10 protein-coding genes are annotated in these 15,441 nt (G+C 68.5%); 1 reads left to right on the plus strand and 9 read right to left on the minus strand.

Annotation, left to right across the window (positions count from 1 at the left end):
- The first annotated feature begins 133 nt into the window (after window positions 1-133).
- Window positions 134-2,200, plus strand: coding sequence for a PhoX family protein (locus tag DTA22_RS15190; RefSeq protein WP_037230377.1), 2,067 nt, complete (start codon window positions 134-136; stop codon window positions 2,198-2,200).
- Between the two features lie 40 nt (window positions 2,201-2,240).
- Here the strand turns inward: DTA22_RS15190 and DTA22_RS15195 are convergent, their stop codons facing one another.
- The 9 genes from DTA22_RS15195 to DTA22_RS15235 all read right to left on the minus strand — a co-directional run bounded on the left by DTA22_RS15195 (window position 2,241) and on the right by DTA22_RS15235 (window position 15,368).
- Complete coding sequence (locus DTA22_RS15195) at window positions 2,241-3,053, minus strand: SDR family oxidoreductase (protein ID WP_112299966.1); 813 nt, start codon at window positions 3,051-3,053, stop codon at window positions 2,241-2,243.
- 4 nt (window positions 3,054-3,057) lie between these two features.
- Entirely contained in the window at window positions 3,058-5,007 is a 1,950-nt protein-coding gene (locus DTA22_RS15200; RefSeq protein WP_112299967.1) for a hydantoinase B/oxoprolinase family protein, read from the minus strand.
- Window positions 5,004-7,106 carry a hydantoinase/oxoprolinase family protein gene (locus DTA22_RS15205; RefSeq protein ID WP_112299968.1) on the minus strand — a complete coding sequence of 701 codons (2,103 nt, stop codon included), beginning with the start codon at window positions 7,104-7,106 and terminating at the stop codon, window positions 5,004-5,006. Before DTA22_RS15205 ends, DTA22_RS15200 begins: the two co-directional genes overlap by 4 nt.
- A gap of 183 nt (window positions 7,107-7,289) precedes the next feature.
- On the minus strand, window positions 7,290-7,946 hold the full coding sequence (locus DTA22_RS15210) for an SRPBCC family protein (protein ID WP_112299969.1): 657 nt from the start codon (window positions 7,944-7,946) through the stop codon (window positions 7,290-7,292).
- Window positions 7,943-10,441: an aerobic carbon-monoxide dehydrogenase large subunit gene (cutA, locus tag DTA22_RS15215; RefSeq protein ID WP_112299970.1), complete on the minus strand. Its 2,499-nt coding sequence runs from the start codon at window positions 10,439-10,441 to the stop codon at window positions 7,943-7,945. The genes DTA22_RS15210 and cutA overlap by 4 nt, the downstream gene beginning before the upstream one ends.
- Window positions 10,438-11,082, minus strand: coding sequence for a (2Fe-2S)-binding protein (locus DTA22_RS15220; protein WP_037230237.1), 645 nt, complete (start codon window positions 11,080-11,082; stop codon window positions 10,438-10,440). Before DTA22_RS15220 ends, cutA begins: the two co-directional genes overlap by 4 nt.
- Window positions 11,083-11,084: 2 nt before the next feature.
- Window positions 11,085-11,996: an FAD binding domain-containing protein gene (locus DTA22_RS15225; RefSeq protein WP_112299971.1), complete on the minus strand. Its 912-nt coding sequence runs from the start codon at window positions 11,994-11,996 to the stop codon at window positions 11,085-11,087.
- 76 nt (window positions 11,997-12,072) lie between these two features.
- Window positions 12,073-13,500: a uracil-xanthine permease family protein gene (locus DTA22_RS15230; protein WP_037230240.1), complete on the minus strand. Its 1,428-nt coding sequence runs from the start codon at window positions 13,498-13,500 to the stop codon at window positions 12,073-12,075.
- Window positions 13,501-13,664: 164 nt separating this feature from the next.
- Window positions 13,665-15,368 carry a PucR family transcriptional regulator gene (locus DTA22_RS15235; protein ID WP_112299972.1) on the minus strand — a complete coding sequence of 568 codons (1,704 nt, stop codon included), beginning with the start codon at window positions 15,366-15,368 and terminating at the stop codon, window positions 13,665-13,667.
- Window positions 15,369-15,441 lie beyond the last annotated feature (73 nt).

The raw sequence follows: 15,441 nt of genomic DNA on the forward strand, positions 1-15,441 counted from the left end.
GCTGCTGGCTAGAAGCAATTTCTGCCAGAACTTAGGGTCACCTCGTTGTCCGCACGTTCACACACACGTTCCCTTCGTCTCGCTTACGACTTCTACGGTGCCGGAGTTGTCCACATTCGAATCGGGAGCCACGGTGAGCTTGAAACCCCTCGCACTGTTCGTCAAACACGACGGAGTGTCCTCGCGCGCATCCGTCACCTGTCAGTACAAGTGCGGAAACGCATGCTCCCACGACGTGCCCAACACTTCGCCCGGCGAGTACTTCCGGGACATCGCCCGAACCGCCCTGTCGCGGCGCGGGATGCTGCGCGGGACGGGGATGGCCGTCCTCGCCGTCGGCGCGGGCAGTGCGCTGGTGGCCTGCTCGGACGACTCCGGCAACGGAAGCGTCTCCGGCACGGGTGGGTCGGACGGCGCGCCCGCCGGAACGAACTTCGACGCCGTCGCCCCCAACACCGAGGACACCCTCGTCGTCCCCGACGGATACGAGCAGGCCGTCGTGATCCGCTGGGGCGACCCGGTGCTGCCCGGGGCTCCCGCGTTCGACTTCGACAACCAGACCGCCCAGGCGCAGGCGCAGCAGTTCGGCTTCAACAACGACTTCGCCGGACTCCTGCCTGTCGAGGGGCAGCCGAACACCTTCCTGCTGGTGGTCAACCACGAGTACACCACCGAGCCGTTCATGTTCACGGGCTACGACGCCGAGAACCCGTCGCCGGAGCAGTTCCAGACCGCGCTCGCCGCACACGGGCTGTCGGTGGTGCAGGTGAAGGGTGAATCCGCCTCGGGCACGCTCACTCCCGAGTTCGGGCCGTACAACCGGCGCATCACGGCGACCACGGAATTCGTCGTCACGGGCCCCGCCGCGGGCAGCGACTTCCTGAAGACGTCCGCCGACCCGACGGGCACGAAGGTGCTCGGTACCTTGAACAACTGTTCGGGTGGCGTCACACCGTGGGGCACGGTGCTGTCGGGGGAAGAGAACTTCAACCAGTACTTCGCGAACGCCGAACTGGTCACCGACCCCGTCGTCGCCGCACGGCTGAAGCGGTACGGCGTGGAAGGTGCTGCGTCCGAGCGCAAGTGGGAACGGTTCGACAAGCGTTTCGACCTCGCCCAGGAACCGAACGAGGTCAACCGCTTCGGCTACGTCGTCGAAGTCGATCCGTGGGACGCGACGTCGGCGCCCGTCAAGCACACGGCACTGGGCCGGTTCAAGCACGAGGCCGCCACCATCCACGTCACCGACGACGGCACCGTCGTGGCGTACAGCGGCGACGACGAACGCTTCGACTACATGTACAAGTTCGTCTCCAGCCGCAAGGCGATGGACGGCAGCAGCCAGGCGGCCGTGCGCCACAACATGACGCTGCTCGACGCGGGCACCCTGTACGTCGCGAAGTTCAGCGGCAATTCGGCGGACCAGATCGACGGGTCGGGCACGCTGCCGTCGAGTGGGACGTTCGACGGCACCGGCGAGTGGATCCCGCTGCTCCGCACCGGTGAGGACGGCAAGGGGGAGTCGCTCGTCGACGGCATGAGCGCCGAAGAGGTGGCGGTGTTCACCCGTCAGGCAGGCGACAAGGTCGGTGCCACCAAGATGGACCGTCCCGAGGACTTCGAACCCAGCCCGACGACCGGCAAGGTGTACGTGGCGCTGACCAACAACACCAAGCGCGGCGTCGACGGTGCCGCGGCGGCCGACGAGGCCAACCCGAGGAACAACAACAAGAACGGTCAGGTCCTCGAACTCACCGATGACCACGCCGGCACCGCGTTCACGTGGAACCTGCTGCTCGTGTGCGGTGACCCGAAGGAGGCCGACACCTACTTCGGAGGGTTCGACAAGGACAGCGTCAGCCCGATCTCCTGCCCCGACAACCTGGCGTTCGATCCGCACGGCAACCTGTGGATCTCCACCGACGGCAACGCGCTGAAGTCCAACGACGGCCTGTTCAGCGTCGTCCTCGACGGCCCGAACCGTGGGGAGACCAAGCAGTTCCTCACCGTGCCCAAGGGCGCCGAGACGTGCGGTCCGATCGTCGGCGAGGAACGGGTCACGGTGTGCGTGCAGCACCCGGGTGAACTGGACGACGCGAGCGCCGACAACCCGGCGTCGCACTGGCCCGACGGCGGCGACGCTCAGCCGCGTCCGGCCGTCGTGGCGGTGTGGAAGTCGGGCGGCCGGATCGGCGTCTGAGCACGTGAGTGGCAAAGTGTGCCCCGGCACGCTTTGCCACTCACGTGACGGGGGCGGGCGGGCGCCCGAGCAGCGACTCGAACATCGCGCCGCCCGCGAGGAACCCGTACCGGTCGTAGAACTCGAACATCGCGGACAACCGCGCGCGACCGTCGTCCGTCAGGTCCCGCCCGTGCCGCGACATCCACTCGTCGACGGACACCTGCTTCACCGACACCGGCCCACCCGCCCGGTCGCACAGTTCCCGGACGCTGAGGGCTTCCGGTCCGCCGAGTTCGTAGGTGGCGCCGTGGTGGATGTCCGGGCCCTCCGACAGCACTCGCGCAGCCACCCCCGCGACGTCCGCGAGCCGGACGAACGAGAACGTCGCGTCGGGACTGTAGGGCAGTTCGACGGTCGTGGCCGAGCGGTCCAGCACCGCCCCGAAATTCTCCGCGTAGGCGCAGGGCTGCAGGACGGTCCACCGGAACCCGCCGAACGTCCTGAGCTCGTCCTCGCACCGCGCCTTGTCGACGTGGTGGGGCATGAGCGGGGTGTACGGCCAGGCCACGGAGTGGTAGACGACGTGCTCGACCCCCGCGGACACGGCCGCCGCCAGCGCGTTTCGCAGCAGCGCCGGCTCGTCGGGGTGCACGTTGGGGGCGATGAAGTAGACGCCCCGGCAACCCGACAGCGCCCTGTCCAGTCCCGCGCCCGTTTCGAGGTCGACGGCGAAGTCGCCGGGACGCCGGGCGGTGTGCACCACCCGGCGTACGTCGGCGAGCCCATCGAGCGCCGCGACGGCGGCGGCTCCGGTCTTCCCCGCGGCGCCGAGGACTGCGATCTCGGTGCCGCGGGAGAGTGACTCGGTCATCGGATCACCGGTCGATGAAGTCGAATTCGGCGAACTTCGCACCGCCGGAGAGGCGTTCGTACCCGGGACCGCGGTCGAAGAACGGCTCGTCCAGTCCGCGGTCGTTGCGCATATGCTCGCGCAACGCCTCGGTGGCGTCGACGTCCGCGGCCGGTTCCCCGGTCGACGACGCGAGCACCACACCGTAGTCGACGCGTGCACCCTCGGCGGACACCTTGCCCCACAGCACGTCCCGGACGACTTCCTCCACCGGCCGGTCGAGTGGGTCGCCCCAGCCGCCGCCACCGGTGGTGCGGATGCGCACCACTTCGCCGGCCTTGATCGGTTCGGCGTCGGTCAGCGCGTCGAACTCGCGCTCGTTCGGGCCGCCCGGGTCGAGGACCACCGAGAAGGGCCGTCCGGCCTTGCCGCCCTTGACTCCCCAGCAGGAGAGGATCGAGCGGTCGGCGATGGACATGAAGTTCGCGTCCTTGAGCATCCGGATGTGCTTCTCGTAGCCGAGGCCGCCGCGGTAGCGTCCGGCGCCGCCGGAATCCTTCGCCAGGCCCAGCTTCTCGACGATGAACGGGAACCGGCTCTCGGTGAACTCGGTCGGCAGGTTCCGCGAGTCGGGAACGACGTGGATGGTGTCCTCGCCGTCCGCGTAGTGCCTGCCGCCGGAACCGCCGCCGAGCACCTCGCGCATCAGGTACGAGTGCCCGTCGAAGTCCTCGCCGTACACACCCGTGTAGCGGATGGTTTCCTGGTCGGCGGGCATGTTCCCGTCGACGGCCTTCGCGACGACGCCGGCGAGCACACCGAGCAGACGCAGGATCACGAACGTCCGGGCGTTGGTGGGCGCCGGGAAGATCGGGGTGATCAGCGTGCCCTTCTCCGGGAACTTCATCTCGATCAACGGCACGACACCTTCGTTGACGTCGAGTTCCGCCATCCGCTCGGGACTGTCGGCGAGGTTGCGCAGGATCGGCGCGAGCCACTTGATGAGGAAGTTGCCGTCGGCGTAGTCACCGCAGTGGTTGATGGGACCCTTGGCCTGCGGTCCGGTGCCGTTGAAGTCGAGGATGAGGCGTTCGCCGCCCTCGTCCTCCGGGCCGGTCTTGGTGAGCGTGATCCGCTGGCGGTGCAGCATGGGCTCGTCGACGCCGTCGTGTTCGGCGTAGTCCTCCCACGTGTACTCGCCCTTGGGGATCTTGCTGAGGATCTCCCGCCGGTACGTCTCGGTGGTCGCGTCCATCATCGCGTCGAAGCAGGCCTCGACGGTGTCGCAGCCGTACCGCTCGAACAGCTCGGTGAGGCGGCGGGCGCCCATGAGGCACGCCGAGCACTCGGCGTCGAGGTCGGCGGCCAGCGCGTCGGGCATCCGCGAGTTGCGGGTCATGATCCGCAGCGCCGCCTCGTTGGGCACACCCTGATCCCACAGCTTGATCGGCGGGACCATGAGGCCCTCCTCGTACACCGTGGTCGCGCCCGAGGGCATCGATCCCGGGCAGCAGCCGCCGATGTCGTCGTGGTGGCCGAACGCCTGCACGAACGCGACGACGGACGGTTCCGCGTCGCCCGGCCGGGTGGCGAACACCGGGACGGTGACGCAGAGGTCGGGGAGGTGGCCGATGCCGCCTTCGGACAGGTAGACGTCGTTGTGGAAGTAGACGTCGCCGGGCTTCATCGTGTCGAGCGGGAAGTCCCGCGCCACCGGGTGCACCAGCGCCGAATACGAACGGCCCGTGAGCTTCCGGAGGTTACGGTCGTGGATACCGGCGCGGAAGTCGTGCGCGTCGCGGATCATGGGGGAGCGGGAGGTCCGCGAGATCGACGTCTCGACCTCCATCTCGACGCTGGCGAGGTAGCCGGCGACGATCTCCACCAGCACCGGGTCGGGCGTCGTGCCGTCGACCGGTGTCAGCCGGTAGGGCTTGGCCGCCTGCACTGCAACGGGTTCGGTGGTGACGGTCATCGGTTCGCTCCGTTCGAGTCGGCGATCTTGGTGATGCGGATGTTGCCGAAGGTGTCGATCCGCGCCTGGAAACCGGGGTGCACGGGGATGGTCGAGCTGAATTCCTCGATCACCGCCGGACCCTCGAGGACGTCGCCCGCGCCGAGCCGGGCCCGGTCGTAGACCTGGGTGGTGACCCACTCGTCGAAGTAGGCCGGACGGGTGCCGGTCACCGCGGACTCGGCCCCGGTCCCCGCCGCAATCTCGTTCAGCGTCGGGCGTTTGATCGGGCCGATGCCGCTGACGCGGAGGTTGACCCACTCGACGTGCTGGTGCGGGTCGCCGCGGAAGTCGTAGCCGTACAGCTCCTGGTGTGCCTGGTGGAACCGCTCCGCGGCCTCGTCCATCAGCTCCTGGGTGACGGCACCCTCACCGACCGGCACCCGGACCTCGAAGGCCTGGCCGAGGTAGCGGAGATCCGCCGAGCGCGCGTACTTGCGCTCCGACTCCCCAAAGCCCTCGTCGGCGAGTGCCCGTTCCGCCTCGGCGGCGAGCGCGTCCAGCCCCGACTGCAGTTCCTCGATCTCCAGCCGGTCGTGCCTGCAGACGTGGGTCTGCACGTAGTCGTTGCGGACGTCGACCGTGAGCAGCCCGAACGCGGACACGTTGCCCGGGTTCAGCGGGACGAGGACGTCCTTGAGACCGAGGATGTCGACGAGCCGGCAGGCGAGCAGCGAACCGGATCCGCCGAACGTGACCAGGGTGAAGTCGCGGACGTCGAGGCCGCGCTTGACCGTGATCTGCCGCAGCGCGTTGGCCTGGTTCCACGCCGACACCTCGAGGATGCCGGTGGCGCAGGCCTCGAAGTCGAGCTTCAGCTGGTGCGCGAGCTGCTCGACGCCCTTGCGGGCCAGTTCGGTGTCGAGGGGGATCTCGCCGCCGAGCAGGTGGGGTGGGATGCGGCCGAGCAGCACGTGGGCGTCGGTGATCGTCGGCTCGCTGCCGCCCTTGCCGTAGCAGAGCGGGCCGGGGTCGGCGCCCGCCGACTGCGGTCCGACGCGGAGCGTGCCCTCGGGGGTCTGCCAGGCGATGGAGCCGCCGCCGGCGCCGACGGTGACGACGTCGATCATCGGGATCTTCGACGGGTACGCCCCGACCCGACCCTCGGTGGTGAGCGCGGGCTCACCACGGACCACGACGGTGACGTCGGTCGACGTTCCGCCGCCGTCGCACGTGAGGACCTGCTCGACACCCGCGACGCTCGCGATGAGCGCCGCACCGAGTGCGCCTGCCGCCGGGCCGGACAGCACCGTCGTGATCGGCTGGTGCACGACCTCCTTGGCGGAGAGCACGCCGCCGTTCGACTTCATCACGTAGAACGGGATGTCGCGGGCCTCGCCCTCGTCGGACGAGAATTCGCGCAGCCGGTTGGCGATGTTGTTCACGTAGTTGCGGATGTTCGGCTTCACGGCCGCGTCGACCAGCGTGGTGATGGACCGCTCGTATTCGCGGTACTCGCGCAGCACCTGGCTGGAAATGCTCACCGTGGCCTCGGGGTATTCCTCGAGGAGGATGTCGCGCACGCGCGTCTCGTGGCTCGGGTTGGCGTAGGAGTGCATGAGGCACACGCCGATGGTGCGGATGCCGCGGTCGGCGAAGAAGCGGGCGGCCGTGCGGACGTCGTCCTCGACGAGGGGGCGGATCTCGCTGCCGTCGAACGCCAGCCGGCCGCCGATGGTGCGGACGCGGTCGGCGGGAACGATGCGGTCGGGCTTGACCCAGAAGTAGGAGTTGCCGTAGCCGTCGGGGACGGACTGGCGGGCGATCTCGAGCACGTGCTCGTAGCCCTCGGTGGTGATGAACCCGAGGTTCTCGACCTTGCCTTCGAGGAGCTTGTTGGTGGCGACGGTGGTGCCGTGGCTGACGGCGCCGATCGCGTCGCCGGTCTCGCCGAGCTTGGCGAGCACCTTCTCGATTCCGGTGAGGAACCCCTGCGCCGGGTCGGCAGGCGTCGAGGGTGTCTTGGTGGTGACGACGGCTCCGGACTCCTCGTCCACAGCCACGACGTCGGTGAATGTTCCGCCGGTGTCGATACCGACCCGAATCTTTCTGGATTCCACGATTCCTCCTGGGCTCGTCTCGCGTACAGCAATTGCACCGCTTCCGCCGCCCCGTTTCTTTGTCACATATCGCCGAACTCACCGGGCCTCGTTCGGCGCTGCCCGCGACCGGGTGCCCCTGCACAGACGACAGCACCCCGAACCGGACGGTTCGGGGTGCTGGGTGACGAGGTGTTCGCGGCGCTACTTCGAGCAGGTGCCCCGCACGAGGATGCCGCCGACGAGGACACCGGCGAGGGCGATACCCGCGCCCAGTGCGGCCGACGCGAGAACGGTTGTCGTGGAGGTTCCCTCGGGTACCCGCACCCGCGCGGGGGCCGCCGCGGGAACCGGGGCTGCCGCCGCGACACCGGCGACCGCAGGCGCCTCGCCCGCCGCCGCGGCGACCTCGGCCGGTGGGATGCCGTTGGCGATCACGCCGTCGATGCCCTTGAAGAACACCCCGGCCATCTTCTTCGCGACACCGGTGATCATCCGCTGCCCGACGCCGCCGACCATGCCGCCGACGACGGCGTCCGCGTCGTAGCTGAGCAGGGTGCCGCCGTCGCGTTCCTCGAGCCGCACCGTCACGTCGGCCTTGACGGTGCCTGGGGCGCCGGCTCCCGATGCCGTCATCACGAACGATTGGGGCCGATTCTGCTGCGACAGAATCACTTCGCCGTCATAGGTGCCCTTGATGGACGCGACACCCGCGGTGATGGACAACTTGTAATGGTTGTCGCTGAGCTGCTCGAGGGACTGCACCCCGGGGATGGTCGCCGCGAGGACCCGTCCGTCCTGCAGGTTGTCGTACACGGCCTCCGGTGGGGCCGTCAGTAGGGCGGTGCCGGCGATTCTCATTCGTTCTCCTTGCTCTGTGACGACGCGTGTGTGAGGCGAAGCTCGAACAACTCTGAAGGGGATATCGGCATGGAAGTGATCGGGATGCCTTCCGCGTCCTCGATCGCCGCCGCGATGACGGCGGACGTCGGGATCACGCCCGCCTCGCCTGCGCCCTTCATCCCGAGGGGATTGAGCCCGGACGGGGTGACGGTGTGGTCCATCTCGAGCGAGTCGGGCATCTCGGTGACGAACGGCATCAGGAAATCCATGTACGACGCGTTGAGCATCTGGCCGTGCTCGTCGTAGACGATCTTCTCGTACAGCGCGCCACCGACACCCTGCGCGACGGCGCCCATGACCTGGCCCTCGACGATCCGCGGGTTGATGACGTTGCCGCAGTCGTGGATCACGGCGTACCGCCGCACGTGGATCTCCGCCGTCACGGGATCGGTTTCGACGATCGCCGCGTGCACGCCGGACGCGAACGTCGACGTCGGGGGCGAGTAGTAGCCGGTGGCCTCGAGCCCGGGCTGTTCGCCCTCCCGGACCGGCGGAATCGTCATGTCCGTATCGGCTTTCGCGAATCCGGTGGCTTGCCTCGACGCGTCGTCGAACGCGTAGCGCAGCGGGTTCGACAGCACGGCGACCACACCCAGCGAGATGGACGTGCCCTCGGCGCCGGGCACCGTACCGATCTTGCACACGTGCCCACCACGAAGTTCCAGTTCGGCGGGATCGAGATTCAGCGCCTCACCGGCGATCGTGCGGGCCTTCTCCGCCACCATCTGCGCGGCCACGTGGAACGCCGAACCCGACATCACCGCGCCACGGGACGCGAACGTGCCGACGGCATAGCCGAATCGGCGGGTGTCGCCGGTGACGATCTCCACGTCGGTGACCGGCACGCCGAGGTCGTCCGCGACGATCTGCGCGAACGCCGTCTGGTGTCCCTGCCCCTGGGTGGTCAGACCCGTTGCGGCCTTGACCTTCCCGGACGTTTCGACGAGGACGTGGGCACCCTCGTACGGGCCCGGTCCGGTGCCTTCCACGTAGGCTCCGATCCCGATGCCCACGGCCCGGCCCTCGGCCTTCGCCTGCTTCTTGTACTCGGCGAACCCGTCCCAGTCGATGAGCTTCTTGAGCTTGTCGATCCCGGCCTGGTAGTTGCCGGTGTCGTAGATCAGGGGGCGACCGTCCTGGAACGTGAGGTGGAAGTCGTACGGCATCTCCTCGGGCCGGATGAAGTTGTGTTCGCGGACCTCGATGACGTCCTTGCCGAGATATTTCGCGATCGCGTCCATCGCCCGTTCCATCGCGAACACGGCCTGCGGGCGGCCCGCCCCGCGGTAGGGCGTGACGATGACGGTGTTCGTGTACAGCGAATACGCGTCCACCCGGAACGACTTCGGCTTGTACGGCCCGAGCACCTGCGTCGAGGTGTTCAGCATGACGATGATGCCGTACGGGAGGTAGGCGCCGTTGTCGTGCCAGAACGTGAAGTCGAACGCGAGGAGTGTGCCGTCGTCGTCGAATCCGACCGTCACTTCCTGGATCTGGCCGCGCTCGTGCGCGCTCGACACGAAGTGCTCACGCCGGTCCTCGACCCACTTGACCTCGCTCGAGATGCCCGCCGTCCCGAGCCGCCGTGCGGCCCAGGTGACCATGACCTCCTCCGGCCACGGGTGGACGATCTTGACGCCGAAGCCGCCGCCGACGTCGGGTGCGATGCAGTGGACCTTGTTGTGCGCCATCTTGAGTCGGGCCGCGATCGCCGCGCGGGCCGACGTCGACGTCTGCGTGGACGTCCAGAACGTGAGCGCCTGCTCGTCGGTGTCCCAGCGCGCGTAGACGCCCTTGCCCTCCATCGGCATCGACGCCGACCGCTCGATCTCGAGGTTCAGGGTCAGCCGGTGCGGTGCGTTCGCCAGTTCCGCGTCCACGTCGCCGAACCCGTGCTGCAGGTGCGCCGCGACGTTGTCGGGGACGTCCGCGTGCACGGCGTTGTCCGCCTGCCGCGCCACGTCGATGCCCACGACCGGTGGGAGCATCTCGTACGTTACATCGATCTTGGCGCACGCGTCCTCGGCGATGTACCGGTTGTCGGCGACCACCATCGCGATCGCCTCGCCGACATGGTTCACCTCGTCCTTGGCGAGCGGATACCCGTTGCGCGGGGCGGTGATCGCCGGATGTGGGATGAGGAGGGGGAGGTTCTCCGCCATTTCCGGGGAGTCGTCCGCGAGGTCGTCGTACGTGTAGATCGCGTGCACACCGGGCAGATCGAGCGCGGCATCGATGTCGATCCCCGTGATGCGGGCATGCGCGTGCGGTGATCGGACGAACGCGGCGATGAGCGCGTTGTGGCCCAGGTCGTCGAGGTAGCGGCCGTTGCCGGACAGGAGCCGGGCGTCCTCCGTGCGGGGAATCGGCTTGCCGAACAACTTCTCCGCCGCTGCGGGCGCGTCGGCGCCCTTGGTCCGCGCGGGCTCGGTGCGGGGTTTCGTGACGCTCATGCTCGCCCTGCCCTTCCACCGACGGGGTTGGTCGTGCCGCGGACCTTCGGGTCGAGTGAGGCCCGTGCCGACTCGTCGTCCTTGCCGAGCGGGAATTCGCCCGAACGCTCGCGCTTGATCTCCGCGGCGCGCAGCACGGCCGCCCGGATGTTCTGGTAGCCGGTGCACCGGCAGAGGTTGCCCGCGATCGCGTCGGTGGCCTCCTCGCGGGTGGGCGAGTCGTTCTCCTCGAGGAATGCGGCGATGGTCGTCACGAAGCCGGGAGTGCAGAATCCGCACTGCAGGCCATGGCAGTCGATGAACGCCTGCTGCACCGGATGCAGCGTGCCGTCGGGTTCGACGAGTCCCTCGACGGTGGTGATCTCCCGGCCCTCGAGGCTCGCCGCGAGCACCAGGCACGACCGCACCGGTTTCCCGTCGAGCAGCACGGTGCATGCGCCGCAGACCCCGTGCTCGCACCCGACGTGTGTGCCCGTCTGGCGCAGATGATGCCGGATCGCGTCGGATGCGAGCGTGCGCGACGGGAGCACCACCGTCTGCGTCACCGCGTTGAGCGTGAACGTCACCGCGACGTGCTGTTCGCCCGTGTCCTCCTGCAGTTCGGCGAGTTGCTCGTCGATGCTGCGCGTTGCCTTTGCCATGGTCACCTTCCTCCCGCCGACGCGTGCACGGCGGCACCGTCGAGCACTGCATCCTGCGCGGCCGCGAACCCGATCCGGGCGGTCAGCGCCGCCACCAGCTGCGACCGGTACCGCGCCGTGGCGTGGATGTCGGGTTCGGTGTCGATCCGCTCCCGCGCGAACTCGGACAGATTCCGCCACAACGGGTCCCGGTCGTCCGTCGCGGATGCACCCCGCAGCACGTCCGTGTAGTCGACGACCTCACCGAGTTCGCCGGCCGAGACGTACGTCATCCGGGCCTCCGCGACCGCGCCGCCCTCGACCCGCACCTGCGCCGCGACCCCGACGAGTGCGTAGTCGCCGTGTCTGCGGGCGATCTCGTCGATCGCCGTCCCGACACCGGGCTCGGCGGCCGGGACGGTGACGCTCGTGGCGATCTCGTCCGGCTCGAGCGTCGTTTCGAGCGGCCCGGCGAACAGGTCGGTCGAGCGGATTTCCCGGACCCCGCGCACGGAACGCACGGTGACCGAGCCACCGAGCAGCGCGAGCACGGCCGGCATCTCGGCGGACGGGTCGGCGTGAACGATCGAGCCCACCGTCGTGCCGCGGTTGCGGATGGTCGGGTGTGCGACGAGACGCAGCCCGCGGCCGATCAGCGGCTGCACCCGGGCGGCGCCGCGGTCGGATTCGAGCACCGAATGGGTGGTCAGTGCGTCGAACGTGACACCGAGCTCGCGTGACGACGACACCGCGTCCAGCCGGGGGATCGATCCGATGTCGACGAGATGCGCCGGCGCGGCCAGCCGCATCGAGAGCAACGGGATCAGCGACTGCCCGCCCGCGAGCACCTTTCCCTCGTGAGCCACGTCCGCGAGGATCTGACAGGCCTCGTCGATCGACCGAGGTCGGTGATAAGTCAGTGGCGACGGTTTCATTCCTCAGATCCTGCCCGTATCGTACGCTCGACGTTTCGTGAACTAGTGACAAAACTCACGTGCTGACGATGGCAGATCACGTGAGCTGGCCGACGCGATCCGGGGCCGTTCCGTCGTCCGCGGTCGGCTTCGGGTGGTGTCGGCCGGTGCCGGTGTCGTCGGTGTCCTTCGGGGCGATGACCCGGCACAGGTGGTACATCCCGATCACGACGATCGTGCCGAGCGCGATGCCGCTGAGGGAGAAGCTGTCCGTGAACGTCAGCTCCGTGTCACCGATCGCGATGATCAGGCCGGCGGCGATGGGCATCAGGTTGAGCGGGTTGCCGAAGTCGACGCCGTTCTCCTTCCAGATCTTCGCGCCGAGCAGGCCGATGATCCCGTAGAGCACCACCGTGATTCCGCCGAGCACGCCGCCCGGGGTCGCGGAGATGACGGCACCGAACTTGGGGGAGAAGCCCAGCAGCATCGCGATGACGCCCGCCGCGGCGTATGCGGCCGTGGAGTACACCTTCGTCGCGGCCATGACGCCGATGTTCTCGGCGTACGTCGTCGTGGGGGATCCGCCGACGCTGGTCGCGATGGTGGTGGCCAGGCCGTCGCCGATCAGGGCGCGTCCCATCATCGGGTCGAGGTCGGTCTTGGTGATCTCGGCGACGGCCTTGACGTGTCCGGCGTTCTCCGCGATCAGGGCGATCACACCGGGCAGTACGAGGACGATGAACGTCAGACTGAACGACGGCGCGTGGATGCCCACGATGCCGTTCGCCTCGTCGGAGAACGGCGGAAGCCCGATCCACGACGCCGAGGAGACGCCGTCCCAGTTGACCCGGAAGTGCTCGGTGACCCCGCCGGCGACCGGGTCGTACGACGTGATCATGCCGGTCGTCAGGTCGAGCACCCACGACAGCACGTATCCGAACAGCAGCGTCAGGAAGATCGCGACCCGTCCGAGGAATCCGCGGAGCGCGACGCTCGCCACCACCAGCACGACCATCACCGTCAACGCGACCCACTGGTCCTGCGGCCAGTACGTGCCTGCCACGACCGGGGCCAGGTTGAACCCGATCAGCATCACGACGGCGCCGGTGACCACGGGCGGCAGGATCTTGAACACCACCCCGCCGCCGAGGAAGTGGATCAGCACGCCGATCCCGGCGAGCACGAGACCCGACACCAGGATCGCCCCCGTCACCTGCGCCGAGGTGCCGCCCTGGGCGCGGATGGCGGCGATGCCGCCGACGAACGCGGCCGACGTCCCCAGGTAGCTGGGGATCCGGCCCTTGACGACCAGCAGGAAGAACAGGGTGCAGAACCCCGACATCATCACGGCCAGTTGAGGATTGAGACCCATGATGATCGGGAAGACGAACGTGGCCCCGAACATCGAGACCACGTGCTGCCCGCCGAGCCCGATCGTGCGACCCCAGGTCAGCCGTTCGCTCGGGGCGACGACCTCCCCGGGCGCGATGGTCTTGCCATCTCCGTGCAGTGTCCAGATAGGCATAGGGTGACCTTTCAGACAGGTGACGGTGCAGGGGTGCCGGCGGCCAGCTCCGATGATGTGCCGCATGTCACAGTTGCACCTCGATAGGAGGGAAACGTTATTACAGCGTCAGCCACCCGGCGTGAGAAGAATCTGCCAGTGCGTGCCCGGCGAAATTGGCAACTTTAGGAATTGATGCCGCGCATCGCCATGATCTTGAGGGCGAGAGACAGGTCGAGCCGCAATTCGGGGTGGTCGGTGAACGACCCGAGCATCTTCTCCAGCTTCACCACCCGGTACCGCAGGGTGTTGTAGTGAAAGTGCAGTTGACGTGCGGTTTCGGCGATGTTGATGTTGGTGGCGAGCAGCACCTCGAGGGTGCGCCGCATGTCCTGCGCCTCGGCTGTGTCGGCGGTCAGTTCGCGGAGGGTCTCGGTGGCGAACGACTCGAGTTCGCGGTCGTCCTCGACGAGGCTCAGCAGCCGGTAGACGCCGAGGTCGTCGAAATGCGTCACAGCCCAGGCACCGGTGATCTGCCGTCCCACCTTCAGCGCGGTCCGGGCCTGGCCGTAGAGGGCCGGGATCCCGTCCACCGAGTCCGTCGGCCGGGACACCCCCACCCCGAAGGGCCTGCGCCCGCCGCCGCCGTCGCCGCGCACGTAGGCGACGAGTTCGTGGACGAGGTTCATCGTGTCGGTGCCGACACCCATCAGGATCACCGTCTCCGTCGCCAGCGCGGTGACGGCGGCGCCCGTGTCACGGCCCGCGACGGCGCTCGTGAATGCCCGCGCCTGCCGCTCGACGAGGGGCATCCGGGTGGGCATCGACGGCTCGTCCTCGCCGACCGGATCGGGTTCGATCACCACGACGACCACGGGACGGTCCAGGTCCCAGCCGAACGTCTTCGCGTGCGCGACGACGTGCTCGTGTTCGCCGCCGCGGCCCAGCAGCAGGTCCCGCACGAAGTTCGCGCGGTGTTTCTCCTCCACCGAGGACACGACCAGTTCGCGGGCGACCACCAGGGCGCACACCGCCGCCGCCTGCTCGACGAGATACAGGTCTTCGCTGCGCAGCGGGTGCCCGGTGCTGAAGTGCACCAGCCGCCCGTGATCGATGCCGTTGGCCGAAATCGCTGAGACCGCGATGAACTCGTCGCCCAGCCGGTGCAGTCCGAGACCGCCTTCCGTCGAATCGGTGCGGACCCGCCCGGTGGAGTCGAGCGCCGCGCTCGACGCCAGCCGGTTCAGCTCGGACTCGTCGCCTGCCCGGCACAACTGACGTCCGTCGGGTGTCGTGATCAGCACGGCCCCGCCCAGTTCACCCGCGACTGCGACAGCAAGTTCGGCGAATCCTCCGCCGGCCATCACGACGTCGACGAGCACTCTCCGCAGCCGGTCCGCCTCGAACACGGCGTCGACCTGCCGGGCCGACAACTCCGCGAGAGCACCGGACAGCGGGTGGGTCTGCGAATACAGGTCTGAGACCACGACGACGGGAAGCCCGAGTTCGTCGGCCGCATCGGACATCTCGGCCGGCAGCGTCGCGGTGGGGTCGTCGAGTCGGACGGCGAGCCCGGAGACGCCTCGCCTGTCGAGCCGGGCCAGGAACGCGTCGATCGGCTCGGCCAGCCGGCCGAGAACCGCGGGCGTGGTGATCAGCAACTGTCCGGCCCGGAGCCACGGTCCGATGTCCGGCACCGCCATCACGGCGACGTTCGACACCTCGCGGGACGTGCCGGTCTCGCCGGCGACCAGGATCGGGGAGACGAGGAGATCGGACAGCAGCAGGTCGGCGAACGATTGCGGCGCAACGCCCGGACCAGGCCCGTCGCCGGTGTCGGCGGCTGCGCGGAACCCGGGAGCGGAACTACCGACATCCCTCGCCGTCACTGCAACACCCTGCTCACCTGATCCGATACTCGCCCCGGATGGCGCGAAAGTGTGACCTTAAGTCGCGACCCGA

The sequence above is a fragment of the Rhodococcus wratislaviensis genome, assembly GCF_900455735.1.
GTDB classification, from domain to species: Bacteria; Actinomycetota; Actinomycetes; order Mycobacteriales; family Mycobacteriaceae; genus Rhodococcus_F; species Rhodococcus_F wratislaviensis.

What these genes read in the sequence shown, in the direction of transcription:
- DTA22_RS15195 (WP_112299966.1), bottom strand. Translation starts at nt 3,053, where the DNA reads ATGACCGAGTCACTCTCCCGCGGCACCGAGATCGCAGTCCTCGGCGCC.
- DTA22_RS15200 (WP_112299967.1), bottom strand. Translation starts at nt 5,007, where the DNA reads ATGACCGTCACCACCGAACCCGTTGCAGTGCAGGCGGCCAAGCCCTAC.
- DTA22_RS15210 (WP_112299969.1), bottom strand. Translation starts at nt 7,946, where the DNA reads ATGAGAATCGCCGGCACCGCCCTACTGACGGCCCCACCGGAGGCCGTG.
- cutA (WP_112299970.1), bottom strand. Translation starts at nt 10,441, where the DNA reads ATGAGCGTCACGAAACCCCGCACCGAGCCCGCGCGGACCAAGGGCGCC.
- DTA22_RS15220 (WP_037230237.1), bottom strand. Translation starts at nt 11,082, where the DNA reads ATGGCAAAGGCAACGCGCAGCATCGACGAGCAACTCGCCGAACTGCAG.
- DTA22_RS15225 (WP_112299971.1), bottom strand. Translation starts at nt 11,996, where the DNA reads ATGAAACCGTCGCCACTGACTTATCACCGACCTCGGTCGATCGACGAG.
- DTA22_RS15230 (WP_037230240.1), bottom strand. Translation starts at nt 13,500, where the DNA reads ATGCCTATCTGGACACTGCACGGAGATGGCAAGACCATCGCGCCCGGG.